Annotated in this window: 26 protein-coding genes; 8 read left to right on the top strand and 18 right to left on the bottom strand. The window is 74.8% G+C overall.

Features of this window, described 5'->3' with window-relative positions:
• Positions 1–17 precede the first annotated feature (17 nt).
• The 3 genes from PH189_RS19055 to PH189_RS19045 are packed head-to-tail and all read left to right on the top strand — an operon-like array spanning position 18 to position 1,899.
• Positions 18–1,019 carry a stage II sporulation protein M gene (locus PH189_RS19055; RefSeq protein WP_274190404.1) on the top strand — a complete coding sequence of 334 codons (1,002 nt, stop codon included), beginning with the start codon at positions 18–20 and terminating at the stop codon, positions 1,017–1,019.
• Positions 1,016–1,468, top strand: coding sequence for a helix-turn-helix transcriptional regulator (locus tag PH189_RS19050; RefSeq protein WP_274190403.1), 453 nt, complete (start codon positions 1,016–1,018; stop codon positions 1,466–1,468). Before PH189_RS19055 ends, PH189_RS19050 begins: the two co-directional genes overlap by 4 nt.
• Positions 1,465–1,899 (top strand): VOC family protein, encoded by a 435-nt coding sequence (locus tag PH189_RS19045; protein WP_274190402.1) that lies wholly within the window; start codon positions 1,465–1,467, stop codon positions 1,897–1,899. The genes PH189_RS19050 and PH189_RS19045 overlap by 4 nt, the downstream gene beginning before the upstream one ends.
• Here the strand turns inward: PH189_RS19045 and PH189_RS19040 are convergent, their stop codons facing one another.
• Genes PH189_RS19040 through PH189_RS19020 form a run of 5 tightly spaced genes read right to left on the bottom strand, consistent with a single transcriptional unit; the run spans position 1,900 to position 7,536 of the window.
• On the bottom strand, positions 1,900–3,222 hold the full coding sequence (locus tag PH189_RS19040) for a DUF58 domain-containing protein (protein ID WP_274190401.1): 1,323 nt from the start codon (positions 3,220–3,222) through the stop codon (positions 1,900–1,902).
• Between the two features lie 23 nt (positions 3,223–3,245).
• Entirely contained in the window at positions 3,246–4,220 is a 975-nt protein-coding gene (locus PH189_RS19035) for an AAA family ATPase (protein ID WP_274190400.1), read from the bottom strand.
• Between the two features lie 12 nt (positions 4,221–4,232).
• Entirely contained in the window at positions 4,233–5,438 is a 1,206-nt protein-coding gene (locus PH189_RS19030; RefSeq protein ID WP_274190399.1) for a DUF4350 domain-containing protein, read from the bottom strand.
• On the bottom strand, positions 5,435–6,046 hold the full coding sequence (locus PH189_RS19025; protein ID WP_274190398.1) for a DUF4129 domain-containing protein: 612 nt from the start codon (positions 6,044–6,046) through the stop codon (positions 5,435–5,437). Before PH189_RS19025 ends, PH189_RS19030 begins: the two co-directional genes overlap by 4 nt.
• A gap of 50 nt (positions 6,047–6,096) precedes the next feature.
• The gene (locus PH189_RS19020; protein WP_274190397.1) at positions 6,097–7,536 is read right to left on the bottom strand and encodes a DUF7847 domain-containing protein; all 1,440 of its coding nucleotides are present in this window, start codon (positions 7,534–7,536) and stop codon (positions 6,097–6,099) included.
• Between the two features lie 120 nt (positions 7,537–7,656).
• Between PH189_RS19020 and PH189_RS19015 the strand changes: the two genes are divergently transcribed.
• A complete protein-coding gene (locus PH189_RS19015) occupies positions 7,657–8,247 on the top strand; it encodes a putative glycolipid-binding domain-containing protein (protein ID WP_274190396.1) in 591 nt (196 codons plus the stop codon).
• 49 nt (positions 8,248–8,296) lie between these two features.
• Positions 8,297–8,962 carry a TVP38/TMEM64 family protein gene (locus PH189_RS19010; RefSeq protein WP_274190395.1) on the top strand — a complete coding sequence of 222 codons (666 nt, stop codon included), beginning with the start codon at positions 8,297–8,299 and terminating at the stop codon, positions 8,960–8,962.
• 3 nt (positions 8,963–8,965) lie between these two features.
• Here PH189_RS19010 and PH189_RS19005 read toward each other — a convergent pair whose 3' ends face one another.
• A complete protein-coding gene (locus PH189_RS19005; protein ID WP_274190394.1) occupies positions 8,966–9,286 on the bottom strand; it encodes a hypothetical protein in 321 nt (106 codons plus the stop codon).
• Between the two features lie 124 nt (positions 9,287–9,410).
• Positions 9,411–10,934, bottom strand: coding sequence for an FAD-dependent oxidoreductase (locus PH189_RS19000; protein WP_274190393.1), 1,524 nt, complete (start codon positions 10,932–10,934; stop codon positions 9,411–9,413).
• A 115-nt stretch (positions 10,935–11,049) separates the two neighbouring features.
• On the opposite strand from PH189_RS19000, the gene PH189_RS18995 reads away from it, so the two are divergent.
• Positions 11,050–12,516 (top strand): NAD-dependent succinate-semialdehyde dehydrogenase, encoded by a 1,467-nt coding sequence (locus PH189_RS18995; protein ID WP_274190392.1) that lies wholly within the window; start codon positions 11,050–11,052, stop codon positions 12,514–12,516.
• A 47-nt stretch (positions 12,517–12,563) separates the two neighbouring features.
• On the opposite strand, the gene PH189_RS18990 is transcribed toward PH189_RS18995, so the two are convergent.
• The 6 genes from PH189_RS18990 to PH189_RS18965 all read right to left on the bottom strand — a co-directional run bounded on the left by PH189_RS18990 (position 12,564) and on the right by PH189_RS18965 (position 18,779).
• Positions 12,564–13,550 (bottom strand): DUF3616 domain-containing protein, encoded by a 987-nt coding sequence (locus PH189_RS18990; RefSeq protein ID WP_274190391.1) that lies wholly within the window; start codon positions 13,548–13,550, stop codon positions 12,564–12,566.
• Between the two features lie 82 nt (positions 13,551–13,632).
• Positions 13,633–14,415, bottom strand: coding sequence for an alpha/beta fold hydrolase (locus PH189_RS18985; protein WP_274190390.1), 783 nt, complete (start codon positions 14,413–14,415; stop codon positions 13,633–13,635).
• 5 nt (positions 14,416–14,420) lie between these two features.
• Positions 14,421–16,088 carry a glutamate--tRNA ligase gene (locus tag PH189_RS18980; RefSeq protein WP_274190389.1) on the bottom strand — a complete coding sequence of 556 codons (1,668 nt, stop codon included), beginning with the start codon at positions 16,086–16,088 and terminating at the stop codon, positions 14,421–14,423.
• Between the two features lie 28 nt (positions 16,089–16,116).
• Positions 16,117–17,301: an SPFH domain-containing protein gene (locus PH189_RS18975; protein ID WP_274190388.1), complete on the bottom strand. Its 1,185-nt coding sequence runs from the start codon at positions 17,299–17,301 to the stop codon at positions 16,117–16,119.
• A 3-nt stretch (positions 17,302–17,304) separates the two neighbouring features.
• A complete protein-coding gene (locus PH189_RS18970; RefSeq protein ID WP_274190387.1) occupies positions 17,305–17,790 on the bottom strand; it encodes an NfeD family protein in 486 nt (161 codons plus the stop codon).
• A gap of 41 nt (positions 17,791–17,831) precedes the next feature.
• Complete coding sequence (locus PH189_RS18965; RefSeq protein ID WP_274190386.1) at positions 17,832–18,779, bottom strand: DUF3097 family protein; 948 nt, start codon at positions 18,777–18,779, stop codon at positions 17,832–17,834.
• A 297-nt stretch (positions 18,780–19,076) separates the two neighbouring features.
• Here PH189_RS18965 and PH189_RS18960 point away from each other — a divergent pair, with 297 nt between their 5' ends.
• A complete protein-coding gene (locus tag PH189_RS18960) occupies positions 19,077–19,868 on the top strand; it encodes a hypothetical protein (protein ID WP_274190385.1) in 792 nt (263 codons plus the stop codon).
• Here the strand turns inward: PH189_RS18960 and PH189_RS18955 are convergent.
• The 4 genes from PH189_RS18955 to PH189_RS18940 all read right to left on the bottom strand — a co-directional run bounded on the left by PH189_RS18955 (position 19,865) and on the right by PH189_RS18940 (position 23,667).
• On the bottom strand, positions 19,865–20,308 hold the full coding sequence (locus tag PH189_RS18955; protein WP_274190384.1) for an FmdB family zinc ribbon protein: 444 nt from the start codon (positions 20,306–20,308) through the stop codon (positions 19,865–19,867). The genes PH189_RS18960 and PH189_RS18955 overlap by 4 nt on opposite strands.
• A gap of 4 nt (positions 20,309–20,312) precedes the next feature.
• A complete protein-coding gene (locus tag PH189_RS18950; RefSeq protein ID WP_274190383.1) occupies positions 20,313–21,605 on the bottom strand; it encodes a hydroxyacid-oxoacid transhydrogenase in 1,293 nt (430 codons plus the stop codon).
• A 16-nt stretch (positions 21,606–21,621) separates the two neighbouring features.
• Entirely contained in the window at positions 21,622–22,443 is an 822-nt protein-coding gene (locus PH189_RS18945; RefSeq protein WP_274190382.1) for an N-acyl homoserine lactonase family protein, read from the bottom strand.
• 174 nt (positions 22,444–22,617) lie between these two features.
• Complete coding sequence (locus tag PH189_RS18940; protein ID WP_378014911.1) at positions 22,618–23,667, bottom strand: ferrochelatase; 1,050 nt, start codon at positions 23,665–23,667, stop codon at positions 22,618–22,620.
• A gap of 135 nt (positions 23,668–23,802) precedes the next feature.
• On the opposite strand from PH189_RS18940, the gene PH189_RS18935 reads away from it, so the two are divergent.
• Positions 23,803–26,070: a hypothetical protein gene (locus PH189_RS18935; RefSeq protein WP_274190380.1), complete on the top strand. Its 2,268-nt coding sequence runs from the start codon at positions 23,803–23,805 to the stop codon at positions 26,068–26,070.
• Here the strand turns inward: PH189_RS18935 and fabI are convergent.
• Positions 26,052–26,816 carry an enoyl-ACP reductase FabI gene (fabI, locus tag PH189_RS18930; protein WP_274190379.1) on the bottom strand — a complete coding sequence of 255 codons (765 nt, stop codon included), beginning with the start codon at positions 26,814–26,816 and terminating at the stop codon, positions 26,052–26,054. The two genes, PH189_RS18935 and fabI, sit on opposite strands and share 19 nt — an antisense overlap.
• Positions 26,817–26,838 lie beyond the last annotated feature (22 nt).

Raw genomic sequence — 26,838 nt, 5'->3', positions numbered from 1 at the left:
GTGGAAGGATCGGCGGCGTGGACGTCGACGCCTACGTGGCGGCCCATCGGCCCGACTGGGACCGCCTCGCCGCCCTGCTCGACCGGCGCCGCTGGACCGGCGACGAGGTCGACGAGGCCGTGGCGCTCTACGAGCGGACGGCCACCCACCTCTCCGTGGTGCGCTCGACGTCGCCCGACCCGGCGCTGGTGGCGCGGCTCTCGACGCTGGTCGCCCGCGCCCGCACCGCGATCACCGGCTCGAGCGGCCCCGCGTGGCGTGACCTCACGCGGTTCGCGACCGTCGGCTTCGCGGTGGCGCTGGCGTCGTCGTGGCGCTGGTGGCTGACGACGCTGGCGGTCAGCTCGGTGGTGATGGTCGCCGTCGGGGTCTGGGTGGCCCGCTCCCCCGACGTCCAGGCCGCCCTGCTCCCGCCCGAGGAGACGCGCCGGCTGGTGGAGGAGGACTTCGCGTCCTACTACAGCTCCGACCCGGCGTCGTCGTTCGCCGCCCGGGTCTGGACCAACAACGCCTGGCTCGCCGCCGTCTGCCTGATCACCGGCGTGCTCATCCTCCCGGTGCTCTGGGTGCTGCTGCAGAACGTCGTCAACGTCGGGCTCTCCGGCGGGATCCTCGCGGCCAACGGCCGGGCGGACCTGTTCTTCGGGCTGATCACCCCGCACGGCCTGCTGGAGCTCACGGCCCTGTTCGTCGCGGCCGGCGCCGGGCTGCGGCTGGGGTGGTCCTGGATCGACCCGGGCCCATCGACGCGCTCGGAGTCCCTCGCCCGGCAGGGGCGCACCACCGCGGGGATGGCGCTCGGGGTCACCGTGCTGCTGCTGATCTCCGGGGTGATCGAGGCCTTCGTGACGCCCTCGGGGCTGCCGACCGCCGCCCGGATCGGCATCGGGGTGCTCGCCGAGGCCGGGTTCGCGGCCTACGTCCTGTGGGGCGTGGTGCTGGTGCGCCGCCACGGCCCGTCCGCGCCCGCGCTCGCCGACCTCGCCGCCGATCGTCGCGGTCACACGCTCCCGACATGAGCACCGTCCCGGAGGACCTGCTCGTCGGGCTGCGCCGCGCGCGCGACCGCATCGACCGCGACTACGCGCAGCCCCTCGACCTCGACGCCCTGGCCGCGACGGCGGGCCTGTCGAAGTACCACTTCCTGCGCTGCTTCGCCCGCACCTACGGGCTCACGCCCCACGCGTACCTCACCGAGCGGCGTGTGGAGCGCGCCCAGGATCTCCTGCGCGCCACGAACCTCACCGTCACCGAGGTGTGCCGGCTGGTGGGCTACGAGTCGCTCGGGTCGTTCTCGACCCGGTTCCGGCGGCTCGTCGGCGCCAGCCCGTCGGAGTACCAGGCGCGCTGGGCACGGACCGGCCCGCCGCGCATCCCGGGGTGCTTCGTGCTGATGCACGGGCTCAGCGATCGCGCAATTCGCGAGAAGCCGGTCGGGGTCCCCCCGCGAGGAGAATCCTCGGCATGATCACCAACGTCTCGCTCGTCACCGTCTACGTCACCGACCAGGACGAGGCCAAGCGCTTCTACTGCGACGTCCTCGGCTTCGTCGAGGGCACTGACATCACGATGGGCGAGGGCTTCCGCTGGGTGACGGTCGTGCACCCGGAGCAGCCCGAGCTGCAGGTGACGCTGATGGTGCCGGGCCCGCCGCTGACCGAGGAGATGGCGGGCGCCGTCCGCCGCGCGCTCGCGGCGGGGTCGATGGGCGGCATCGGCCTCTCGACCGACGACTGCCGGGCCGAGCACGAACGGCTGGCGAAGCTGGGCGTCGAGTTCGTCCAGGAGCCCGCCGAGCGCCCCTACGGCGTCGAGGCCGTGTTCCGCGACAGCTGCGGCAACTGGCTCGTCATGGTCGAGCCCACGCCGTTCACCGGCGAGGACTTCCCGCACGCCTAGCTAGAGCCGCCCCGCCGCCTTGAGGGCGAGATAGCGATCGGCGACGGCCGGGGGCAGCTCCTCGGGCCCCGCGTCGACGACCTCGACACCCCGCCGGGCGAGGCGTTCGGCGGTCCGGCGCCGAGCGGCACGGGCGGTCTCGGCGGCGGCCGCGGTGTAGACGGCCTCGGCGTCCCCGCGCCCGGCGGCCATCGTCGCGAGCTCCGGGTCGTCGACGGCGGCGAGCAGCACCGTGTGCCGGCGCAGCAGGCTCCCGAGCACCGGGTCGAGGCCCTCGGTGACGGCCGCCTCGTCGAGACCCGTGACGAGCACGACGAGGCTGCGCTGCCCGGCACGGGCGAGGACGGACGCCGCGAGCAGGCGCATGTCGGTCTCGACCAACCGCGGCTCCAGCGGCGCCATGGCCGTCACGAGCGCGGGCAGCAGGTCACCTGCCGTCGCTCCGAGCACCGAGGCCCGGACCTCGCGGTCGAGCGCGAGGAGGTCGACGCGGTCGCCGCCGCGCGAGGCCAGCGCGGCGAGCAGCAGCGCGGTGTCCAGGGCGGCGTCGAGCCGCGGGCCGTCCGAGCCGGCCCGCGCGCCGACTCGGCCCGCGGAGCTGCGGCCGGTGTCGAGCACGACGAGGACGTGGCGGTCCCGCTCGGGGCGCCAGGTGCGCACGACGAGCTCGGGGGAGCGCGCGGACGCCCGCCAGTCGATCGAGCGGACGTCGTCACCCGCGACGTACTCGCGCAGCGAGTCGAACTCGGTGCCCTGGCCCCGCACCTGGATCGCGCGGCGGCCGTCGAACTCGCGCATCCGTGCCAGCCGGGAGGGCAGGTGGCGGCGGGACCCGAACGGCGGGAGCACCCGCACGCGGGCCGGGACGGTGCGCCCGCCCTGGCGCGCGGCGAGCCCGAGGGGACCGAGCGAGCGGACGGTGACCCGGACGGCGTCCCGGTCGCCGCGTCGGGTCGGCGTGAGAGTGGTGGCCACCCGGCGCCGCTCCCCCGCCGGCACGACGAGCCGGTGCCGCGCGGGCAGCGCGCCCGCCGAGGGCTCCCAGGCGTCGCGCAGCACGAGGGTCGCGCGGCGGCGGCCGGGGTTGGCCACCCGCAGCGCGACCTCGAGCGACGTCCCCAGCCGCAGCGTCGTGACCCGGTCCGGGTCCTGCTCGCGGTCGAGGTGCAGGCTCCCGACGGGGACCGCCGCCAGCGCGTCCAGGACGGCGACCAGCGCGAGCGTCCCGGACACGAGCAGGACCCCGAGCAGCGACGGCACCCCCAGCCCCACGACCAGCGCGCCGAGGGCCACCAGCAGGGCGAGACGCCCGGTGACGGCCATGTCGTGCGCCCACCCGCCCCGGTCTACCGCGGGACCGGCACGGCGCCGAGCACCCCGGACACGACGCCGTCCGCGGTCACGCCCTCGAGCTCGGCCTCGGCGCGCACCGCGACCCGGTGGCGCAGCACCGGCAGGGCGAGGGCCTGCACGTCGTCGGGCGTGACGTACGGACGACCCGAGAGCCACGCCCAGCTGCGCGCGGCGAGCAGCAGCGCCGTCGCCCCGCGCGGGGAGACCCCGAGGCGCAGGGACGGCGACGCCCGGGTCGCCCGGCACAGGTCGACGACGTAGGCGAGCAGCTCGGGCCGGGCGGTCACGCGCGCCACGGCGGCCCGCCCGGCGCGCAGGTGCTCGGCGCCCGCGACCGGCGCGACGCCGGCGGCCGCGAGGTCGCGGGGGTCGAAGCCCTCGGAGTGCCGGGTGAGCATGCGGATCTCGTCGTCGCGGGCCGGCAGGGGCAGCACGAGCTTGAGCAGGAAGCGGTCGAGCTGGGCCTCGGGCAGCGGGTAGGTGCCCTCGTACTCGACGGGGTTCTGGGTCGCGGCCACCACGAACGGGTCCGGCAGCGGGCGCGGGACCCCGTCCACCGAGACCTGGAACTCCTCCATCGCCTCCAGCAGCGAGGCCTGGGTCTTCGGCGGGGTCCGGTTGATCTCGTCGGCGAGCAGCAGGTTGGTGAACACCGGGCCCGGGCGGAACGAGAACTCGGCGCTGCGGCCGTCGTAGACCAGCGAGCCGGTGACGTCGCCGGGCATGAGGTCCGGGGTGAACTGCACCCGGCGCTCCTCGAGGGAGAGCGCCGCAGCCACCGAGCGCACGAGCAGCGTCTTGGCGACGCCGGGCACGCCCTCGAGCAGCACGTGCCGGCGCGTGAGCAGAGCGATGACCAGGCCCGTCACGGCGGCGTCGTGGCCGACGACGGCCTTGGCCACCTCGCGGCGCAGCGCGAGCAGGGCCTCGCGGGCCTCGTCACCGCTGATCTCCCCCGTGCCGGTCACACCTGCATCCGATCACGCCCGCGGTCCGGGGGCGCCAGGGGTCGCTCCCGAGGCGTCGCGGACGGCGGAGCGGAGGCGGTCGAGCTCGCCCGCGAGCGTCACCAGTGCGGCGTCGTCGGCCGGGGCCGGGCCGGCCAGGAGGGCGCCGACCGCCCCGGCCGGCCACCCGGTGCGCCCGGCGGTCGCGTCGACGACCGCGCCGTCCCCGGCGCTCCGCGGGACACCGAGACGCCCGGCGAGGTCGCGGCGCGCGTCGGCGCGCAGGGCGGCCGCGGCCCGGTCGCGCGCCCCGGCGCGGCGGTAGAGCCGGGCCCGGCCCCGCACGGTCTCGCCGGCGGGGACGACCACCGGCAGGTTCTCGGTGACCACGCGCCCGAGGCGCCGCCCACGCCAGAGCGCGAGCGCCAGCCCGGCCACGAGCAGCTGCGCCGGCCCCCACACCCAGCCCGGCGGCAGGAGCTCGGAGGTGCCGCGCTCCTGCCCCGGCTCGGCCGGGGGTGGCACCGGCAGGTACCAGAGCAGGTCGGGGTGGGCGCCGAGGACGTTCAACGCGAGGGCGGCGTTCCCGCGCTCGTCGAGGACGTCGTTGGTGAACGGGGCCGCGTCCCCGACGACGGTGACGGTGCGCCCGCGGTCCCGGACCTCGACGAGCGACACGGCGCCGCTCGGGGTGCCCGTCGGGTAGCAGCGGGCCGCCGCGGGATCGGCGGTGGAGTACGCGGCGCCGGCGAGGTCGACCGGCCCGGCGAGCACCGCGGCGCGCAGCCCGCACGCCGGCTCGGTGGGTTCGGGCAGCTCGATCGGCTCGGGGCGGACGCCCGGGGCCAGCGCGGTGAGGGTGCGCTCGTCGGGGCGCACGAGGACGAGGTCGGCCCGGGACGCGGCGAGGGCGTCGCGCTGGCGCGTGCTGAGCTGCGCGGGCAGGGCGACGAGCACGGTGCGTCCCGCGCCGGCGGTGGCGGCGTCGAGGTCGGTGACGGTCTCGACCCGCACGCCCTGGGCCTCGAGGAGTGCGGCGAGCGCCCGCGCGCCGTCGGGCGACGCGGCCTCCGGGTCCAGCTCCCCGGTGCGCGGCGCGGCGCCCAGCACGGCGATGACCAGCGCGGCGAGCAGCACGAGGCCGACGACGAGCACCGGGCCGCGCCAGCGACGACCCGCGGTCGTCGTGGCCGCGGACGACGCCGCAGCGTCTCCGCGCGCGACGTCCCCCTCGGTCACGCGACGCCGACCGCGCGCGTGGCGGCCACCGCGTCGTCGGCGGCCCGCATCAGCTCCACGGTGTCGGCGTCGGCGGGACGCCCGCCGTACACCGTCTCGTCGAAGCGCCGCGCCGCGTCCTGCAGCGCCCCGGCCGCGGCGGGCAGCGCCCGGCCGCCCTCACGGGCCGCGTCGCCGGCGGTGCGCCCGCGGCGGGGCTCGAGCAGCGTGCGCTCCTCGAGCGACCGGACGATGGCGCGCATCCGCTCGCGCACCGCGTCGTCGTACCTCCCCGCCGCGGCGTGCTCCGCGGCGAGACGCCGGTGCTCGGCGGCGGTGCGGTCGGTGGCGCCGAGCACGCCGCCGGGCACCGCCGTGGTGCGGGCGAGCGGACCGAAGCGCCGTCGCACCAGCACCACCACGACCACCACCAGCACGACGATCACCAGCAGCCCCCACCCGCCGCCGGGCGAGATGCCGGACGCGGCGCGCAGCAGGTCCTCGATGCGGCGCGCCAGCCACTGCAGCGCCGCCGACAGCGGGTCGGGGGCGGCGTCGGAGTAGATCGCCCGAGCGAGCTCCTCGCGGGCGAGCTCGCGGGCGGGGTCGGCGCCGAGGTCGATCGGCACCGCGTGCGGGGCGGGAGTCCCGGGCGGGACGGGACTCCCTGGCGGGACCATCAGCGTCCCCCGCCTCCGCCCGTGCCACCCCCGCCCACGGCGGCCCGCTGCAGCTCGATGTCGAAGCCCTCCCGGCGCATGCGCTGGTCGACGTAGAGCAGGCCGGTGACGCCCGCCTGGAACGGCGTCGTGAGGGTGGTGGCGATGATCGCGCCGACGGCGCTGATCAGCAGGACCGGGAGCGACGTGATGCTCGCCGGATCCCCGTTCGAGGTGGCGACACCGAGCGCGGTGCCGAGGAACTGGAACGGCAGCGCGATCACCGCCGCGATCACCGCGGCGATGATGCCGCCGAGGAGCTGGATGCCGAACACCGGCCAGAACCGGCCGGTGACGAGGAACCACGAGCGCCGCAGCGCCTCGGTGACGCCGACGCCCTCGAGGACGTAGGCGGGCGTGGCCAGCGACCACGAGACCGAGAGCCACACGACGACCACGATCGCCGCGAGCACCCCGATCCCGATCACCACGCCGCCCAGCACCCCGTCGACGGCCAGCAGCAACAGGCCCGGCACCGCGCCGACGACGAGGATCCCCAGGGCGATGAGCGCGACGAGCACCGCCACCCCGAGCACGCCCGGGACGCGCGGGCGGGCGGCACGCCAGACCTCGCCGGCGTCGACCGGCGCGCCGAGTACCGAGCGGCTGATGACCACCATGAGCACGCCGGTGAGCACGGCCGTCGCGACGAGCGTGATGATCGCGCCGACGAACCCGGTGACGCCGGCGCCGGCCACGAGACCGGTGACCTGCGCGAGGTCCGGCGACCCGCCCAGCCCCTCGGCCGACGACGTCACCACCAGCTGCAGCACGACCTGGACGATCTGGCTGATCACCGCGACGATCGCGGACGCACCGAGCACCACCCGCGGGTGCGCGCGGATGTAGCCGAGTGCCCCGTCGAGGACCTCGCCGAGGCCCAGCGGGCGCAGCGGGACGATGCCGGGCTTGGGGGCCTGTCCGAAGCCGGGGCCGGGGCCGGGGCCACCGCCGAAGCCGGCGGGGCCGTAGCCGGGGCCGGGGCTGCCGGGAGCCTGACCCCCGTAGCCGGGAGCCTGGCCCCCGTAGCCGGGAGCCTGGCCCCCATATCCCTGGCCGCCCTGGCCCCCGAAGCCGGGGCCGCCGGGAACCTGGCCGCCGTAGCCCTGGTTGCCGTACCCCTGGTTCCCGGAGGCGCCGTAACCCGGCGCGCCGTACCCCGGCGCGCCGTAGCCCGAGGTGCCCTGGCCCGCCGAGCCCTCCGCCGGGGACGCGAAGCCGGACGACGGCGGTGCCGACCCACCGGCACCGCCCGAGGTGCCTGCGGTGCCCGCAGAGCCCTCTGACGGGTCCCAGGCCGGCACCGAAGTGTCCGGACCGGGCGTGCCGCGCGGCGGGGTCGGTTCGTCGGCGCGGGCCTCCCGTGGTTCGTCGTTCTCGTCGGACGAGGGACCACTCACCTCGGGCACTCTCCCTCCGCGCCGGCGCGTCCGGCACCGGACCGATGACGCGGCGATCGTGCCACGCCGGTGCGACCGGCACGCGCGGATCGCCGTCGGGGCGTCTGCCACGATCCCCGCGTGGCCCTGCACTCCGCGTTGTGGCGACGCCTCGACGTCTCCGACGGACTCGCGCACGGCGCCGTGTCCGACTTCGCTCCTGATCACGAGCACCCCGACGGTGCGCACCTCCTCGACGGGTCCGCCGTCGTACGCGACGACAACGGGGCCTGGTCGCTGCGGTTCTCCGTGATCGCCGACCGGGCGTGGCTGACCCGCACCGTGTTCGTCGAGGTGCTCGCCGACGACGGTCTCGAACGGGTGACGCTGTCGGTCGACGCGCTCGGGGACTGGACCCTCGACGGGCGGCCCTGGCCGGAGCTGCGGGGCTGCACCGACATCGACGTCTCCGCGACGCCGCTCACCAACGCGCTGCCGGTGCGCCGGCTCGACCTGCCGGTCGGCGGCGAGGCCGCGGTCGACGTCGCGTGGCTCGATGTCCCGTCGCTCGCCGTGCACCGCGTGCGGCAGATCTACCGCCGCGGCCCGGACGACGCCCGGGGCCTCGCGACCTACACCTACGCCGACCCCACCTACGGCGAGTTCGCGGTGACCGTCGACCCCGTCGGCCTCGTCGTCGCCTATCAGGGGCTGTTCACACGCATCGGTTGAGTAGGCTCGCGTCCGTTCGGCACCCGACGCTGCGGTGGAGGCGGAATCCGTGCGCCTCCTCTCGCTGACCTCCGGTCGCGCCCGCTGGGTCGTGCTCGCCGTGGTGCTGCTCGCCGCGGTCGCCCTCGCCCTCGTGGTGCCGCTGCCGACGGCGCTGGAGCTGCGCGACCGGGTCCGTGCCCTCGGCGCCTGGGCGCCGCTGACGTTCCTGCTCGCGCACGCGCTCGTCACGACCACGCCGATCCCGCGCACCGCGTTCTCGCTGGCCGCCGGCCTGCTCTTCGGGCCGTGGCTGGCGCTGGCGCTGTGCGTGGTGGCGAGCACGGCGTCGGCGGCCGCCGGTTTCGGGATCTCCCGGCGCCTCGGGGGACGCGCGATCCACCGGCTCGGGCCGGGCCGGGTGCGCCTGCTCGAGGCACGCCTGTCGTCGCGCGGGCTGCTGTCGGTGCTGTCGGCGCGCCTGGTCCCGATGATCCCGTTCGCGCCGCTGAACTACACGTTCGGGGTGACGAGCGTGCGCTGGCGGCACTATCTCGGCGGCACGGCGCTCGGACTGGTGCCCGGCACCACGGCGGTCGTGCTGCTGGGCGACGCGGTCACCGGGACGCTCTCGCCGAGCCTGCTCGTGATCTTCGTCGTCAGCGGGGCGATCGGGCTGGGCGGCGTCGCCCTGTGCGCGCGGCCGACGCCCGAGACCTCGGACGGACCGGAGTGAGCGTCAGCTGCCGGGCGGCGGGGCCGGCGCGCCGGTGGGCTCCGGCTCGCTGCCGCTGGTGCGGGGCCCCTCGGTGGGCACCGGTCCCTCGGGCGGGCGCGGCTCCTCCGCGGGGGCGGCCGGGGCCACCGGGTCGGGGGTGATCACGCCGGGCTGCGGGGCCGGCCCGGGCGGCGGGAAGCCCTCGGTGGAGAACTGGTCCGGGTTCGACGGCGATCCGGGGGCCGGCTCGGCCGGGAAGACGCAGGCGCTCAGGCTGATGCCCCCGGCGAGCAGTACGGCCGCCAGGGCCGCGGTGCGCCCGGCCGTCCGTCGGTTCGGCACTCGGTTCCCTCCCAGGTCGTCGCGCCGGTCTCCCCGGCGGCGCGCAGACGGTATCGCGTCGCGCCCCCACCTGCCGTGCTCGCCCCACGTGAGCGATCTTCGGGGCTATGGCCCCGAACATCGCTCACGGCCGGCGGCCGGCGAGGATGCCCCGCGGGCGGATCGAGCGCATCGGCTCCGGGCCGACGCCCTCCTCGCGCAGGACGTCGTTCGCCGCCGTGACCGCGGTGACGGCCGCGCGCTCCATCAGCGCCGACGGGACGTCGCTCGCCACCCAGTCGCCGGCCAGGCGCAGCCCGCGGGCGTCGGTGAGGACGCCGGGCCGCACGAGGTGGTAGCCGGGGTCGAAGCCCGGCGCGTTGGTGTAGCGGTGCGCCTCGACGTCGATCACGCGCAGGTCAGCGGTCTCGGGCCAGAGGGCGGCGAGCTCGGTGCGCATCGCCGCGACGAGGTCGTCGGTCGGGGTCCCGGACGGGCAGGCGTACGAGTGCAGCTCGATCACCGAGCGCCGTCCCGGCCCCGACTCGGCGGCCCAGCGCGCCGACCCGCCCTCGAGCCGGTGGAAGAGCGCCACCGAGTCGAGGACCTCCTCGCGGGTGACGCCGGTGAACACCGCCCGCGCCGGGTCGACGTCGCCCTCGCAGAACAGCCGGGCGACGACGTAGGGCTCGCCGCTCGGCAGCGCAGCGATCCGCCGCGCCAGCCCCGGGGCGGCGGCGACGAGCTCGGGGGACGCGGCCACGAGGTCGCGCGTGGCCGGGACGTCGGTGGTGACGACGAGGTGGCGGGCGTGGCGGGCGGGCTCGCCCTCGACGTCGACGGCCCACCCGTGCGCGCCGTCGGGCCGCACCGCCACCGCGCGCGTCCCGGTGCTCACCGTCGCCCCGTGCTTCTCCAGCAGGCGCGTGAACGGCTCCCACAGCGAGGTGCGGTAGTCCTCGGTCGTGGCGTCCATGCCGAGGCCCTCGGGGTTGGCTGTGAAGTAGAAGTGGCACATCGCCAGGAACTCGGCCGCCGAGTAACGCTGCTCGACGTTGAAGAACGAGTGCGCGAAGACCTCGAAGAGCATGGCCCGGCCGCGGTCGGAGAAGCCGAGGGAGTCGAGCAGCTCCGCCGCGCTGCGGTGGTCGTGCTCGGCGTAGGTCCGGACGGGGTCGTAGTGCAGCATCGCCAGCGCCTCGTCGGCGTTCACGTGCCGCAGCTCGCCGAGCTTGAAGCTCGGGCTGCGCAGGACGAGGGCGACGAGGTTGAGCAGCGGGGTGCGCGGCAGCGCGGTGAAGTCCTCGGGCTCCCAGCCCACCGACGGGCGGCTCGCGATGGGGTAGCCGCCCACGTCGCGCAGGAAGCCGAGGTCCGGGTCGAGGCGGCGCAGGATGTCGCGCAGCGTGTAGTACTGCCGGAAGAAGCCGTGGTAGCCGTGCTCGACCACGACCTCGCTGCCGTCGGCCAGGCGCCGGTCCCAGGTGCCGAGGCGCCCGCCGAGGTGCGGCGCCGCCTCGAGCAGCTCGACCTTCACGCCCCGCTCGGCGAGGACCAGCGCGGCGGTCACGCCCGCGATCCCGCCGCCGACGACGAGGGCACTCGCCTCCGGTCCCACCCGCTGGGGCAGGTCGGGTCGGGCGCGGACGTGGTGGTGGGGTCGGGACACGGGCCGGAGCCTAGGCCGGACGGTCGGCATGGGCCTGCGGAGACGGGGGCACCTAGCGGGGCGAGGATGAGTCGTGCACGTCCCGATCGGGACGTGACGAAGCGGGAGGGGACGCATGGCCGAGACCGACCGGGAACGTCGCGTGATCGACGAGGTCACGAAGGGACTGATCATCGGCGGATCGGTGCGTGACGCCACCGAGCAGAGGACGTTCGGCGTCGAGGACCCGTCGACGGGCGAGCTCCTCTGCGACGTGGCGGACGCCTCGCCGGAGGACGGCATGGTCGCGCTGCAGGCCGCGCACGACGCGCAGCCCGACTGGGCCGCCACCGCACCCCGCGAACGCGAGGAGATCCTGCGCCGCGCGTTCGAGCTGATCACCGAGCGTGCCGACGACATCGCCCTGATCATGACGCTGGAGATGGGCAAGCCGCTGGCCGAGTCCAAGGCGGAGATCACCTACGCCGCGGAGTTCTTCCGCTGGTTCTCCGAGGAGGCCGTGCGGATCTCCGGCGAGTGGAAGGTCAACGCCACCGGCAGCGGGCGCGTCCTCGTGATGCGTCAGCCGATCGGGCCGTGCCTGCTGATCACGCCGTGGAACTTCCCGCTGGCGATGGGCACCCGCAAGATCGGCCCGGCGATCGCGGCCGGCTGCACGATGGTCATCAAGCCGGCGAGCCTGACGCCGCTGACCATCCTCAAGCTGGCCGACATCCTCGCCGAGGCGGGCCTGCCCGACGGCGTGCTCAACGTCGTGACGACGACGTCCACCGGCAAGGTGATGGGGCCGCTGATCGCCGACGGGCGCATCCGGAAGCTGTCGTTCACCGGGTCCACCGAGGTCGGGCAGAAGCTGATCGAGCAGTCCGCGCAGCAGGTGCTCAAGACGTCGATGGAGCTCGGCGGCAACGCCCCGTTCGTGGTGTGCGCCGACGCCGACGTCGACGAGGCCGTGCAGGGCGCGATGCTCGCCAAGATGCGCAACATCGGCGAGGCGTGCACCGCGGCGAACCGCTTCTACATCCACGCCGACGTCGCCGAGGAGTTCACGAAGAAGCTCGTCGACCGGATGGCCGACATGAAGGTCGGGCGCGGCACCGAGGAGGGTGTCGAGGTCGGCCCGCTCGTCGAGGCCGACCAGCGTGACAAGGTCGCCGAGCTCGTCGACGACGCCGTGCAGAAGGGCGCCACCCTGCGCACCGGGGGCGAGATTCCCTCGGGCGCGGGCTACTTCTACCCGCCGACGGTGCTCTCCGACGTGCCCACCTCGGCGCGCCTGGCCAAGGAGGAGATCTTCGGCCCGGTGGCGCCGATCTTCACCTTCACCGAGGACGACGACGCGATCCGCGCTGCCAACGACACCGAGTTCGGCCTGGTGAGCTACCTGTACACGAAGGACCTGAGCCGGGCGATCCGGCTCTCCGAGCGCCTCGAGGCGGGGATGGTCGGGCTCAACCAGGGCATGGTGTCCAACGCCGGCGCGCCCTTCGGGGGCGTGAAGCAGTCGGGCCTGGGCCGCGAGGGCGGCACCGTCGGCATCGACGAGTACCTCGAGATCAAGTACGTGGCGATGAACGTGTGAGGGGCCTCCCACGTGAGTGATCAGGGTTGCCAGGCAACCCGGATCACTCACGTGGCCGCAGGCCACAGGTCTCCCAGGAGGGTCTCGCCGTCGAGGCGGTGGGCAGCCGGGGTGTCGTGCAGGACGAGCAGACCCTCGGGCAGGACGGCGAGGCCCTCGGGGCGGTCGCAGCTCACGCCGACGGCGAGCTCCGCGACCGTCTCGATCCCGTCGCGCGGGATCGCCGGAGGGAGCGGGGCGGCCGCCGCGCCCGGCACGCGAAGGACGCGGGCCGGCCCGTCGAGCACCATCGTCGGGCCCGCGAGGACGAGCAGGTCGTCGCCGGCGCGGGCGAGGTCGCGCACACCGAGGCCGTCGAGGTCGAGGAAGACCTTGTCGATCCCCTCGAGCACCAGTTCAGTGCCGTCGACGTGCACCGCCAGCCCCAGCAGCACGGCCCACCCGCGCAGCACCGGTCCGCGCAGCCCGAGGACGACCCGCTCCCCCAGCACGGCGACGCCCTCGACGTCGAACCCGTTGTCCTTGCCCGGGATGCCGAGGAACGGGCCGAGGTGCTCGTCGTCGGCGAGCGCGCCCCACAGACCCCGTCGGCCCGACGGCAGGCGGGCCCCCGCGCCGGGTGCGGGACGCGGGCCGTCCGGCCCGTCCTGCAGCGGCAGCCGGGCGAGCAGGCGCCGCGACTTCTCCCTCGACGTCCTGGCGAGGCACGCGGGCACGTCCGCCGGGTCGGTGCCGGGCTTGACCCGCTTGCGCTTCGGGCTGTGCGAGCCGACGACCCACAGGCAGCCGTCGACGACGTCCAGCCCCTCGGCGTCGACCTCCTCGCCGGGCTTGCCCGGCAGGTCGACGGCCTCGCCGAGCGGCACCTCGTCGGGACTGCCCCACCCCCGACCGTCGCGCCGCAGCGCGAGCAGCGAGGAGCCCTCGTCCGGGGCGACGAAGAGCGTGTCGCCGACCGCGGCGACGCCGGAGAGGTCCACACCCGCCGTCGGCGCGTGGGCTCCGAGGTGCAGGGGCACGGTCGTCGGGCTCATGACGCCCACTGTCCTCGGAATGTGACGACCGGGGTGCGCCCGGAAGCAGGACGCCGGAAGCAGGACGCCGCGAGCATGGCTCCTAGAGCAGGACCTCGGCCAGCACCCGCGCGAGATCGGCCGGTTCCCAGCCGTGCGCGGCCCCGGGCACATCGCCGCGCTCCGCGTGCGGCAGCACGTCGACCAGCGCGTCGGCGGCCTCGACGAACAGCGGCCAGGCGGAGGTGCCGGTGAGCACCGTCGTCGGCGCGGTGACCTCCCGGGCGACCGTGCCGTCGCGCAGGGCGTCGGCCGCCCACGCGAGCGCCTCGGCATCGGCCGCCGTCGTCGGCGCGAGCCGCAGGTAGCGCTCGCGGTCCGGGCCGGCGAGCATCCCGTCGAGCCACTCCGGGGGCATGCCGTCCATCGCGAAGCGCAGCACCGCCTCGGGGCCTGCGGACCTCGTGCGTTCGACGATGCCGGCGTGCCAGGCCCGGGCGTCGGCGGAGCCGTCGGTGCCGAGCGGGGTCTCCCAGAGCACCAGGTGGTCGACCCCCGGGATCCGCGTCGCGGCGCCCAGGGCGATCGCGCCGCCCGAGGAGCTGCCGTAGAGCGCCGCCCGCCCGCCGAGCTCGTCGACCAGCGCGCGGAGGGCCTCCACCTCCCCGGCCAGGGTGAACGGCGGGTCGCCGGTGCTGTCGCCCCGCCCGGGCCGGTCGTGGTGCACGACGTCGAACCCGCGGGCGGCGAGCTCGCCGCACAGGGTGCGGGTCGCGGCGTCGGTGGCCCGCATCTGCCCCAGGCCGCCGACGAGCACGAGCGGACGCCCGCCCGAACCCTCGCGGTCGTAGGCGATGCGGCGGCCCTGGCCGGTGCGGACGTACACGGCCCTCAGCCCGCGGTGCCCGCCGTGGCGCGCAGCCGGCGCACGACCTCGTCGGCCCCGAGGGCCCGGGTGACCTCGTAGAGATCGGGGCTGCGCTGCGCCCCGGTGATCGCGACGCGGGCGACGTTGGCGGCGTCGCGCAGCATGCCCGGGTAGGCGTCGGGGTCCTTCTTGTACGTCTTCGGGTTGGGCGCGAAACCGTGGCGGGTCGCGAGGTCGCGAATCTGCTGGAACCACGTCGGCTGGTCGCCCTCGTGCGTGTACGTGTCCGCGAGATCCGCCGCGACGGTGCGCACCAGCGACGCGTCCAGCTCGCCGAACCGCTCGTCGCCGGGGTCGGTGACGTCGGTGAAGAGCTCGGGGAAGAAGAAGCCGTAGGCCTCGCGGAAGTCCGACCACTTCGCGAGGTCCTTGCGCGGGTTCTCCACGCCCACCCGCTCGACGTCGATCGCCGCGAGCGCGAGCTCGGGGTTCGCGTCGAGCACCTTGACGACCTCGGGGTCGTACTCGGTGGCCCACGCCCGCACCCCGGCGAGCACGTCGGGCCCCGACAGCGTCGCGATGTGGTCGGCGGAGATGTCGCTGAGCTTCACCGTGTCGACCAGCGGCCCCGCGAGCCCGAACTCGTCGAGGCGCAACGGCGTCGCCAGGGCCTCGTCCAGCGGGACCTCGGCCAGCCGAGGGTTGGCGAGCCCGCGCAGGTAGTACTGCACGGCGGGCACCGGGAAGCCGGCCTCGAGGTAGTAGTCGACGGAGGCCTCGGCGTCCTTGCGCTTGGAGAGCTTGCGCTTCGAGCCGCCCTCCTGCTTCATCAGCGGCGCGAGGTGCGCGTAGTCGACGGGCTCGAAGCCCAGCGCGGCGAACAGCTGGCGGTGCGTCGGCACCGACGAGAGCCACTCCTCGGTACGCACGACGAGGCTCGTGCGCATGAGGTGGTCGTCGACGGCGTGGGCGAAGTGGTAGGTCGGCAGCCGCGTCGGGCTCTCCGAGGTCTTGAGGACGACCACGTCGTTGTGGTTGTCCTCCATCTCGACCCGGCCGCGCAGCCGGTCGGTGAACGCGAACCGCTCCCCCACCTTTCCCTCGGACCGGAACCGCGCGACCCACGGCTTGCCGGCGTCGAGCGCCGCCCGGACGTCCTCGGCGGAGGCGTCGCGCCACGGTGCCCAGCGGCCGTAGTACCCGGTCGGCAGCTTGAGCGTGCGCTGCGCGTCGGAGATCTGCGCGAGCTCGGACTTGGTGGCGAAGCACGGGTACGCCCGGCCCTCGCGCATCAGCTCGCGCACGTAGGTCTGGTAGATCGCGGCGCGCTGCGACTGGTGGTACGGCCCGTACTCCCCGCGCGGAGCCGGGAGTGCGGTGTCGCCCTCGTCGGGGACGAGGTCGAACGCGTCGAACGCGCGGGTGAACTGCGCGTCGGCGCCCTCGACCTCGCGGCTCTGATCGGTGTCCTCGATCCGCAGGACGTAGACGCCGTCGGTGGAGTGGGCGAGGTCGCGCGACACCATCGCGGTGTACAGGCCGCCGACGTGCACGAACCCGGTCGGGCTCGGCCCGAAGCGCGTGACGAGCGCACCGTCGGCGAGCCCGCGCGGCGGGTAGCGCTCCTCGAGCTCGGCGGGCTCGGGTAGGTCGGCCGGGAACAGGCCGTCGACGAGGGCGCGATCGAGCATGGCCCCAATCTACGAGGTGGCCCCCGGCTCAGACGGTGTCGGTCGGTGGGAGGCCTACGCCGTCGGTGGCGTGGCGCCCGAGGCCGTTGGTCTCCGGCTCCGCGACGGCGGCGTCGGCCCGCTGCTCGGCGGCGGCCACGACCTTGGCGATCTCGGGGTCGGTGCTCATGTCGAACCAGTCCGCGACGTCCTCGTCGGTGTGACCCGGGCGCGTGGCGGCCGTGGAGTCCTCGGGCGAGGGCTGGTACCGGAACACCCTGTCCTCGCCGGGCGCCCCGAGCATCTTCGTGAAGCCCTCGAGCGCCTTGCCGAAGTCGCTGGGCACGACCCACATCTTGTTGCTGTCGCCCTGCGCCATCTGCGGGAGCGTCTGCAGGTACTGGTACGCCAGCATCTCGGGCGTCGGACGGCCGGCCTTGATCGCGGCGAACGTCTTCTCGATCGCCTTGGCCTCGCCCTGCGCCTGGTAGAACGCGGCGGCCCGCTCGCCCTGGGCGCGCAGCATGGTCGCCTGGCGGTCGGCCTCGGCCTCGAGGATCACGGCCTGCTTGTTGCCCTCGGCGTTGAGGATCGCGGCCTGCTTGTTGCCCTGCGCGGCGGCGATCGACGACTCCCGGTGGCCCTCGGCCGTGAGGATCATCGCCCGCTTCTCGCGGTCGGCCTTCATCTGCTGCTCCATCGAGTGCTGGATGGAGGGCGGGGGGTCGATGGCCTTGAGCTCGACGCGCACGACGCGCAGGCCCCAGGGCCCGGTGGCGTCGTCGAGGGCCCGGCGCAGGCGGGTGTTGATCGTCTCGCGGGAGGTCAGCGCCTCCTCCAGGCTCATCCCGCCGACGACGTCGCGCAGCGTCGTGGTGGTGAGCTGCTGGACGCCGTTGATGTAGTCGGAGATCTCGTAGACCGCGTTGCGCGGTTCGGTGACCTGGTAGTACACGACGGTGTCGATGGAGACCGTCAGGTTGTCCTGGGTGATCACCGGCTGCGGAGGGAAGGAGACGACCTGCTCCCAGAGCGCCACCCGCTCGCGGATGCGGTCGATGAACGGCACCAGGATCGTCAGGCCGGGCGCGGCGGTGCGCTGGTAGCGCCCGAGCCGCTCGATCACCGCGGCCTCGGCCTGGCGGACGACGGTGACGCTCTTGACCACCGCGGTGATGATCAGGATGAGAACGATCGCGGACACGACGTACAGCACGAGCGTGACGGGGTCCATCAGCTAGCCCTCTCCCTGCAGGGGCGGGCGGGACGGGTGCGCGGGCCCGGCGACCTCCGCCGTGACCACCGCCGTCGCCCCGCGGATGTCGACGACGACCACGGGGTCGCCGGTGGCCAGCTCGGCGCCCTCGTGCAGCGCGCGGGCCGTCCAGAGCGCGCCGCCGATGCGCACGGTGCCCGCGTCGGCGGGGGTGATCGGCTCGACCACCTCGGCCAGCGCCCCGAGCAGCGCCGTCGGTCCGGCGTTGGCCGAGCCGTCCTCGCGCGATCCGTGGATGCGGCGCAGCAGCGGCGGGCGCGCGAGAAGGACGAGCAGCGCCGCGGACAGGCCGAAGACCGCGACGTCCAGCCCCAGCGGCGCGCCGAGCGCGGAGGCGCCGGCGGCGACGAGCGAGGCGACGCCGAGCATCAGCAGCACGAGGGTGCCGGAGATCAGCTCGACCGCGATCAGGAGCACTCCCGCGACGAGCCAGAGCAGCGGGATCACACCGGTGAGTGTGCCACGCCGGGGTGTCGGTGCAGGTGAATTCAGGGACCGACGGTCACGAAGTCGATCAGCTGTTCCATGGCCGTGATCAGGGGCGTCTCGAGATCGGACCACGACGACACCGACGACAGGACCCGCCGGGCACCGTCGCGGTCGTCGCCCCACCCGAGTGCCTCGCACACGCCGCGCTTCCACTCGATGCCGCGCGGGATGGTCGGCCAGGCCGCGATCCCCACCGCGGAGGGCTTCACGGCCTCCCAGATGTCGACGTAGGGGTGGCCGAGCACGAGGACGTGGGCCGCGGCGGGCCCGAGCTCGCGGCGCAGGCCCTCGGCGATGCGGGACTCCTTGGAGCCGGTGACGAGGTGGTCGACGAGCACCCCGAGACGCCGGTCGGGGCCCGGGCCGAACTCGCGGGCCGCGTCGACGAGCACGTCCGCGCCGTGCAGGGGCTCGACGACGACGCCCTCGACGCGCAGGTCGTGGCCCCAGACCCGCTCGACGATCGCGGCGTCGTGCAGACCCTCGACCCAGATCCGGTGCGGCAGCGCGGTCTTGGCGCGGACGTTCTCGACGCGGCGCGAGCCCGAGGCCGAGCGCTGGACCGCGGGATCCGGCCCGGCGGCGCGCTGCGGCGGGATCAGGGTGGCGGGGCGGCCCTCGTGGAGGAAGGCCGCGGGCTTGTTCGGGAAGAGCCGCCGGCGCCCGGCGGCGTCCTCGAGCACGACCTCGCGGATGTCCGCGCGGATCACCGCGCCGCAGAACGTCTCGGCGGCGTCCTCGACGACCAGCCCGGGCTCGGCGACCACCGAGACCACCTCGCGGATGGGCTGGTGCGGCGCGAGCCCCGGCAGCCCGCCGGTGCGCCCGGCGCCGGACGACGGCCCGCTCCCGCCCGCGCGGCCCGGGGCGCGGACCGCCCCGCCGGTCGAGCGGAAGCTGGCATCTCCGGAGGAACCGTGCATGCCCCGGCCCTGAGTCCTCGCCACGGGGCGGGACGCTAACGGCGCGCCATGATCGTCCGGGCTCGACACGCCCAGGGTGGTCGAGCGAGGGTCACCCTCGCTGCGTCCGGGGCAGTCGGGGCGTCCCTCGCTGCGGCGGGTCGAGTGTGCTCGCGGGGCCGCCGACGCGACAGGCACGTGGCGCATGATCAACGGGCGGGCGCGCCTGCGCACGGTGCCCCTCGCGGACGGGTGGCGAGCGCTGTCGGCACTCTGGAGAGATCGAACTGGCGAGCCCGCCGCCCGGGAGCCCCACCTCCGCGGCGCCCGTATCGTGATCGGGTGCCCTGCGCGAGTGCTTCCCTGGCCGTGTGGAGCGCGGCGTGGCTCGCGGGCTCCGCCGCGGCCGACGACGTCCTCGATGCGCTGACCCCGTGGTCCGAGGCCCACGACCTGGTCGCCGCCGACGCCGCGACGGCCGCCGTCACCGACCTGCCGACCCCGGACCGGGCCGGCACGGGGCTCACGGTGCTGCTCGCGCTCGCCCGGAAGCGCTGCTCGCCGACGGGTCCCGACGCCCGGGTCGTCCTGCCCGCGGCCGGGGACGTCCGCGGGCTCCCGGGTCCCGACGCCCTGCGCACCGCGGCGATGGAGGCCGGCGAGTGCGCGGTGCTCGCCGGAGCGGGGCTCGCCGCGGTCCCCGCGCCCGTCGCCGACGGCGTGCTGCGCTGGACCGTGCACCTGGTCGACGACGTGCCCCCGGCCGCGCACCCGAGCCTGCCCGACGCCGAGCACGAGCTGCGCAGCCTCGTCCGCGACGCGGCCGACACCCTCGCCGCGCTCGACGTCGCCCGGCCCCGGCGCGGGGTCCGCGAGGAGATCGCGGACTCGCTGCGCCGCCGGCCGCGCCCGACGTGGCCGACGGGCACCCCGCCCCGGCCGCTGCGCGTGCTCCAGCACGCCGACGAGGTGGAGGCGATCCTCCTCGCGGCGTCCGGGGACGATCCCGGCGGCGCCATGTCCTCGTCGGCCGCCCTGGCCCGCAACGACGCCCTGCGTCCGCTGGCCACCGCGGTGCGGGGCGCCCGGGTCGCCGCCGTCGCCGAGACCGTCCGGGTGCTCAGCGCCGCCTAGTGCCCGTGACCGTGCCCATGGCCGTGACCGTGACCCTCGGAGGATGACGACGACCCCGAGGAGCCGGAGGATTCAGAGGAACCGGACCCCAGCATCGGCTCCCCCACCCGCAGCGGGGCCTGCTCGTAGCGCCCCTCGTGCGCGGCCACCGGGCGGGTGTCCCCACGCAGCTCCGGGTGCTTGGCCTCGAGCCGCTCGCGCTGCTCCCACGTGCGCTGCATCCGGGTGACGTACTCCCGGTTGCCGTGGTAGGTGCCCCGCCAGGTCTGGGGCATCTGCTCCTTGGCCAGGCCCGCGTCGGCGCGCCCGTGCAGGGCCGGGCGCGACGGCACCTTGCGGGACGCGCCCCCGCACTCCGGGCAGGCCGGGGCGGGGGCGTCGCGCCCGATCAGACGCTCGAAGCGCAGGCCGCAGTCGCAGCGGTAGTCGTAGATCGGCACCGGGCTACCAGTTCGAGATCGACTTGCGGAAGATCTCCGCGAGGTCGTCCTCGGTGGGCGTCTTCGGGCAGGTGGCCAGCAGTCGCTGCTGCTTCATCGTCCCGTCGACCAGGTCGGGGATGTCGCCCTCGCCGAAGCCGACCTCGCCGATGCCGTTGGGGATCCGGATGTCGCGCATCAGCTCGGTGACCACGTGCGGCAGCTGCTCGGACGCGTTCGACTGCGTCTCGGCGTTGGGCCCGAGCATCCGCGCCGCGGCCATGTGCCGGTCGGGCGCGGCCTCGAAGCTGAACCGGAACGCCTCCGGCGCCGTCAGCGACACCGACATGCCGTGCGGCACCATCGCCTCGTCCGACGGATAGCCGGCGGGGTGGAAGTCCCGCACCTGCCCGGCGATGGGGTAGGCGTTGGCGTGCGGGATGTGCACCCCGGAGTTGCCGAAGCCCATACCGGCGAAGGTCGCCGCCATCATCATGTCCATCCGGGCGTCGACGTCCTCCTCGCCGCGCTCCACCGCCGTGCGGAACGAGCGGGCCAGCAGCGACATCGACTTCTCGCACCACAGGTCCGACACCGGGTTCGAGCCGCAGTAGGTCACCCGCTGTTCGGGCGTCTTGCGGTCGAACGTCGTGTACCAGCGCGCGGTGTACGACTCGAGCGCGTGGCAGACGATGTCCATGCCCGAGGCCGCCGTCACCTCCGGCGGCAGCGTCATCGTCAGCAGCGGGTCGACGACGGCGAGCGTCGGGCGCAGCCGCCAGTGGCTGATCCCCGTCTTCACGCGCAGCGAGAGGACGTCGAGGACGCACATCGCCGTCGACTCGGAGCCCGTGCCCGCCGTGGTCGGCACGGCGATGAGCGGCTTGAGCTGGCCCGGCGGGACCTGGGCGTTGCCGACCGGCTTGTTGATGTAGTCCATCAGCTCGCCGGGGAAGGTCGTCAGCAGGTTGACGGCCTTGGCGGTGTCGATCGCCGAGCCGCCGCCCACGGCCACGAACCCGTCCCACGGGCCCTGCTCGTGGGCGTAGCCGACGGCCTTGTTCATCGAGTCGTCGGTGGGCTCGACGTGCACGCCGTCGAAGATCTCGACGGTCATGTCGTACCGGCGGATCTGGTCGGCGATGCGGTCGGGAAGGCCCGTCTGCTGCATGCCCGGGTCGGTGATCAGCAGGATGCGCTTCGCGCCGTACTGGGCGAGGTCGAAGCCGATCTCGTCGCAGGCACCCGCGCCGAACTTGAGCGGCGGGGCGCCCCAGGTGAAGACCGATTCTTCGGTGGGGACCGGGGGGACGGTCATGGGAGGCGTGCTCCGATCAGGTGTAGTGGCCGCCGTTGCCCACGGTCTTGAGCTGGCGGATCTGGTCGGGGTCGTGGCCGAAGACCACCGTCGCGTCCGTCTTCTCGGCGACGCCGCGGATCTTCTCCACCGACGAGTAGAACTGGCCCATGTCGTTGACGATCGCGGCCGGCGTGGTGGGCGGCCCGTAGCTCTCACCCATGTACACGGCGTCGGACGTGAAGATCATGGTGCCGCTGTCGGGCAGGTCGACCTGCATCGACATGGTGCCGGGGGTGTGCCCCGGGGTCTGCAGGAGCGTGACGCCGGGGAGGAACTCGGTGTCGCCCGAGACCGTCTCCCAGTTCAGGTCCTCGTAGTCGGTCTTGAGGTGCGCGCCCGTGAACAGGCCGTCGAACCCGAACGCGAAGTCCTTCTCCTTGTCGGAGCAGATGAGCTTGGCGGTGGAGTCCTTGAACAGGCCGGCGTTGCCGCAGTGGTCGAAGTGCAGGTGCGAGAGCACCACGTAGTCGATCTGGTCGACCCCGACACCGAGCTGCTGGAGGCGCGAGTCGAGGTACTCCTCGTCGCTGACCTTCTCGTAGGGGAAGAAGTCCTGCAGGCCCGTCGGGCCCCAGCGCTCCTCCCAGTCCCGCGGGCAGCTGGTGTCCCACAGGATCGTGCCGTCGGGGGTCTCGACGAGGACGCAGTGCGTGGGCACGTCGGCCCACTCGGTCGGCTGGTCGCGCATCTGGCGCGGGCGGATTGACCGCCCGGGCTTGAGCAGCAGCCAGGTCAGGTCCGCCGTCATCATCCCGCAGTCGAGGATGCTGACCTTGATCTCGCCGCTCGCAGCCATTCAGGGCTCCTTCGCCGTGCCACCGATGGGAGGGGGACGCGGAGGCGATAGATGCATCTCCGGCCACGTGACGCCGGACACTAGCGATGCGAACGATCACTGGCAACACGCCGGATGGCGGCTGTCGGACGCCTGTTTCCCCTGCTCCTGCCCCTGATTGGCAAGAGCGCGGCGCTAGCTCCCCGGGCGCTTCGCGGGCTCGCAGCAGCCGGGGTGGCAGAGGGCGCCGTTGCACCCCACGCCGGCGCGCGGGGCGGTGCCGAGCTCGCGCACGGGGGCCCCGTCGACCTGCTCCGCGACGAGCTCCACGACCATCTCGACGAAGCGCGGATCGGACCCGGCGCTGGCAGCGCGAGCGAAGCCCATGCCGAGCTTCCCGGCGTGCTCGGCGGCCTCGTTGTCGAGGTCCCAGACCACCTCCAAGTGGTCGGAGACGAAGCCCACGGGGCTGACGACGGCGGCGCCCACGCCGCGGTCGTGGAGGTCGTCGAGGTGGTCGACGATGTCCGGCTCCAGCCACGGGATCTGCGGCGGGCCCGAGCGCGACTGCCACACGAGGTCGTGCTCGGTGGCACCGACGGCGTCGGCCACGAGACGGGCGGCCTCGGCCATCTGACGCGAGTAGCGGTGCCCGCCCTCCTCCGGCGGCCCGGCGGTGCGGTCGGCGGAGACGGGGATCGAGTGGGCGGTGAAGACCAGGCGCGGGTCCTCCAGGCCCTCGGCGGCGGCCCGCACCCCGTCGGCCACCGACGCGATGAACAGCGGGTGGTCGTAGAAGTGGCGCAGCTTGACGAGGTCCGGCGCCGAGCCGGTCCGCGCGATCGCCGCCTCGCGGGCCCGCGCGATGTCCTCGTGGTACTGCCGGCAGGCCGAGTAGCCGCCGTAGGCGCTGGTCGCGAAGACGAGCGCGCGGCGCACACCGTCCTGCGCCATCTCCGTCACGGCGTCCTCGGCGTACGGGTGCCAGTTGCGGTTGCCGAAGTACACCGGCAGCTCGCGGCCCGACTCCCGCAGCGCCCAGGAGAGGTCCGCGACGAGCCGGCGGTTGAGCTCGTTGATGGGGCTGACGCCGCCGAAGTGCTGGTAGTGCTCCTCGACGGCGTCGAGGCGTTCCGGGGGCACGTTGCGGCCGCGGGTCACGTTCTCGAGGAACGGCCGCACCTCGTCGGGCGCCTCCGGACCGCCGAAGGACAACAGCAGGACGGCGTCGTAGGCAGCGCTCACACCGTCCAGCATCCCCCGAGGTCGTGGCGGTGACACGTTCACCCCGAGCGAGCGCACTGGGCTGTCCGGCTGACATCGGTGGCGCCCGCCCGTGATCGGGATCACTCTCCGTGGCAACACGTCGGGAGGGGCGGGATGGACAACGGGTCGGACGGGCCGGTCGTCGAACTGCGGGTGCACGGCGTGAGCGGCACCCCGCCCGAGGCCGTCCTCGACGCGCCGCAGGTGCGCCAGGTCGCCGGGGACGAGTGGGCCCGGATCTTCCGCGCGATCGACGACCACGGCCGGGAGGTGGGGGCGCCCGGCCACGTCGTCGAGGCCCTCCACTGGGGCCGCTACACGTCGGGCTCGTGGACCTTCGCCCTGTGGCTGCTGCTCGTGCCGTTCGGGATGGTGAACGTCGCGCGGTTCATGCTGCCGGAGGGCGGACGACGCGCGCTCACCGTGGCCGCGGGGGCCCTGCGGGCGCTCGGGGTCCTCCTGACCTGTCTGATTGCTCTCGGCGCGGGGATCGTCCTCGTGGACCTCGTCGCCACGCAGGCGCCGTCGGCGATCTCGGCCGTCTCGGCCCCCGTCCTGCGCGCCGCCGCCGTCCTCGCCGCCGGCGCGGTCGTCCTGGGCTTCTTCGTCCTGGCGCGGTCGTCGCTCGACCGGAACCTGCCGGTGGACGGTGGCGACGAGGACGCGGCTTCGGTGCTGGCCCGTCCGCGGGCTCTCGCCGGCGACCCGGACGTGCCCGTCCTGCGGCGCCTGCACCTCGCCGCGGGACTGGCGACGGTCGCCGTGGTCGGGCTGCTCGAGGCCGGTGGTGCCTGGCGTCCCGCCCTCTGGCCCACCGTGGTGCTCCTCGGGGCGGCGATCGTCGCCGTCACGGTGCTCGGTGATCCGCGCACCGCGTGGCAGGACCGCGCCACGACGAGCGCTCGCGCCGCGGCCGCCGTCGCGATCGCCGTCGCCGCCCTGGCGTTGCTGGCCGCGGCGGTGGCGGTGGCGGTCGACACGCCGGCGCCGGTCGCGCGGGCGGGTCTCGACCAGGCGTGCGCGGTGCTCGTCGTGACGGTGGTCGCCGCCCTCGGCGTCCTGCTCGTCGCGAACCTCGTCGTCGCGCGGGGCCGGGCGCGGCCGGACGACGGGGACGGACGCTTCGCCCCGTTCGCGCACGGACTGGCGGCCACGGTCGTCGCCGCCCTCGGGGTCTTCCTCGGCATCGGCTACACCGGCGCCGCGGCCTTCGGCACGGCGAAGCTCGTGGAGGCCGCCGCCACCGCACCTCTCGTCGTGCCGGAGATGTTCTCGCGGGCCGTGTACGCCTGGGGGCTCAGCACGATCGTCGCGGCGGGGATCGCGGTCGTCGCCGCCGTGGCCTGGCTCCGGCGCCGCGAGGACTTCCGGCGGCGGGCGGAGGACGCCTTCGTGGCGGCCGGGTTCGACGGTCTCCCGGCGACGCGGGTCCGCGAGATCGGGACCGCGATGTGGATCGCCCGCGTGAAGCAGCACGTGGTGGCCATCGCCGTCACCCTGGCGCTGACGGGTGCGGTGCTGTCGCTCGCCGCCCTCGAGGCCGCCCTCCCCCAGGCGGTCGGCCACGCACCCCGGGACCTCCCCCGCTGGTTCGTGCTCACCGCCTCGACGCAGCACCCCCGGCCGGGCAGCGGTTGGGTGCTCGCGCTCGGGACGCTCGTGCTCGCCGCCGCGGCACTCCGGCTCGTGCTGCTGGGACGCGCCGCGGCCCGACAGAGCACGACCCGCCGCGGGGTGAACGTGGTGTGGGACGTCGTCGCGTTCTGGCCGCGCGCCGTGCACCCGTTCGTCCCGCCGCCGTACTCGCAGTCCGTGGTGCCGCGCCTCGCCGACCGCCTCCGGTACCACCTCGCCGAGGGACGATCGGTCGTGCTCTGTGGTCACAGCCAGGGCAGCCTGATCTCCTTCGCCACCCTGGTGCGGCAGGTCGGACTCGGCGGCGACACCGCCCGGATCGGTCTGCTGACGCTCGGCTCGCAGATCCAGGTCCTTTTCTCCCGCGCGTTCCCGGCGGCCGTGAACCTCCCCGCCGTCCGGGGCCTCGTGGACGCCCTCGACGGCCGCTGGCGCAACCTCTACCGGGACACCGACCCGCTGGCGGGCCCGGTCCTGAGCTGGCGGCACCGGGACCCGGAGCCCGGCCTGGTCGAGCCCATCGGCCCGGGAGGGCCCGACGACCGCGGGGCGCGCGCGTTCGGCGGCGACTGGCGCCTGCTCGACCCCCCGGTGCCGGAGGACCCGGGGCTCCAGCGGCGGGCGCTCCTCCCGCTGCGACGCCACAGCGACTTCTGGGCCGACCCGAGCTGGCCGCGGGCGGTCGCGGTCGTCACCCCGACCCGGGTACCGGTCGAGGAGTTCCGGCCTCAGGCGCCCATCGCGTGATAGCCGCCGTCGGCGTGCACGACCTCGCCGGTGGTGGCCGGCATCCAGTCCGAGAGCAGCGCGCAGATCGTCTTCGCGACCGGGGTGGGGTCCTCGAGGTCCCAGCCCAGCGGCGAGCGCTGGACCCAGGCCTCCTCGAAGGTGTCGAAGCCCGGGATCGACTTCGCGGCCATGGTGCGCACCGGGCCCGCGGCGACGAGGTTCGCGCGGATGCCCTCGGGACCGAGGTCGCGGGCGAGGTAGCGGGTGGTCGCCTCGAGCGCGGCCTTCGCGACGCCCATCCAGTCGTAGCCCGGCCAGGCGACGGTGTTGTCGAAGTCCATGCCGACCAGCGACGAGCCGCGCCCGAGCAGCGGCTTGCAGGCCATCGCGAGGGACTTGAACGAGTAGGCCGACACCTCGACCGCGGTGGCGACGTCCTTCCACTCGGTGTTCAGGAAGTTGCCGCCCAGGGCCTCCATCGGCGCGAAGCCGATCGAGTGCAGGACACCGTCGAGGCCGTCGACGTGCTCGCGGACGCTGTCGGCGAGGCCGTCGAGGTGCTCCTGGTTCTGGACGTCGAGCTCGATCACGGGCGCCTCGGTGGGCAGCCTCTTGGCCACGCGCTTCACGAGCGAGAGGCGTCCGAAGCCGGTGAGGACGACGGTGGCTCCCGCCTCCTGGGCCGCCTTCGCCGCGTGGAAGGCGATCGACGCGTCGGTGATGATCCCGGTGACCAGGATCCGCTTGCCCTCGAGCAGGGTCACGTTGTCTCCGTTTGTCGCAGGC

Origin of the sequence: Actinomycetospora chibensis (genome assembly GCF_028737215.1) — a bacterium.
GTDB classification, from domain to species: domain Bacteria; phylum Actinomycetota; class Actinomycetes; order Mycobacteriales; family Pseudonocardiaceae; genus Actinomycetospora; species Actinomycetospora chibensis.
This window is presented reverse-complemented; position numbering and strand designations above follow the sequence as displayed.

Coding starts and splice junctions, on each gene's coding strand:
- PH189_RS19050 (WP_274190403.1), top strand. CDS start 1,016: ATGAGCACCGTCCCGGAGGACCTGCTCGTCGGGCTGCGCCGCGCGCGC.
- PH189_RS19045 (WP_274190402.1), top strand. CDS start 1,465: ATGATCACCAACGTCTCGCTCGTCACCGTCTACGTCACCGACCAGGAC.
- PH189_RS19040 (WP_274190401.1), bottom strand. CDS start 3,222: ATGGCCGTCACCGGGCGTCTCGCCCTGCTGGTGGCCCTCGGCGCGCTG.
- PH189_RS18995 (WP_274190392.1), top strand. CDS start 11,050: ATGGCCGAGACCGACCGGGAACGTCGCGTGATCGACGAGGTCACGAAG.
- PH189_RS18990 (WP_274190391.1), bottom strand. CDS start 13,550: ATGAGCCCGACGACCGTGCCCCTGCACCTCGGAGCCCACGCGCCGACG.
- PH189_RS18980 (WP_274190389.1), bottom strand. CDS start 16,088: ATGCTCGATCGCGCCCTCGTCGACGGCCTGTTCCCGGCCGACCTACCC.
- PH189_RS18975 (WP_274190388.1), bottom strand. CDS start 17,301: ATGGACCCCGTCACGCTCGTGCTGTACGTCGTGTCCGCGATCGTTCTC.
- PH189_RS18950 (WP_274190383.1), bottom strand. CDS start 21,605: ATGACCGTCCCCCCGGTCCCCACCGAAGAATCGGTCTTCACCTGGGGC.
- PH189_RS18945 (WP_274190382.1), bottom strand. CDS start 22,443: ATGGCTGCGAGCGGCGAGATCAAGGTCAGCATCCTCGACTGCGGGATG.
- PH189_RS18935 (WP_274190380.1), top strand. CDS start 23,803: ATGGACAACGGGTCGGACGGGCCGGTCGTCGAACTGCGGGTGCACGGC.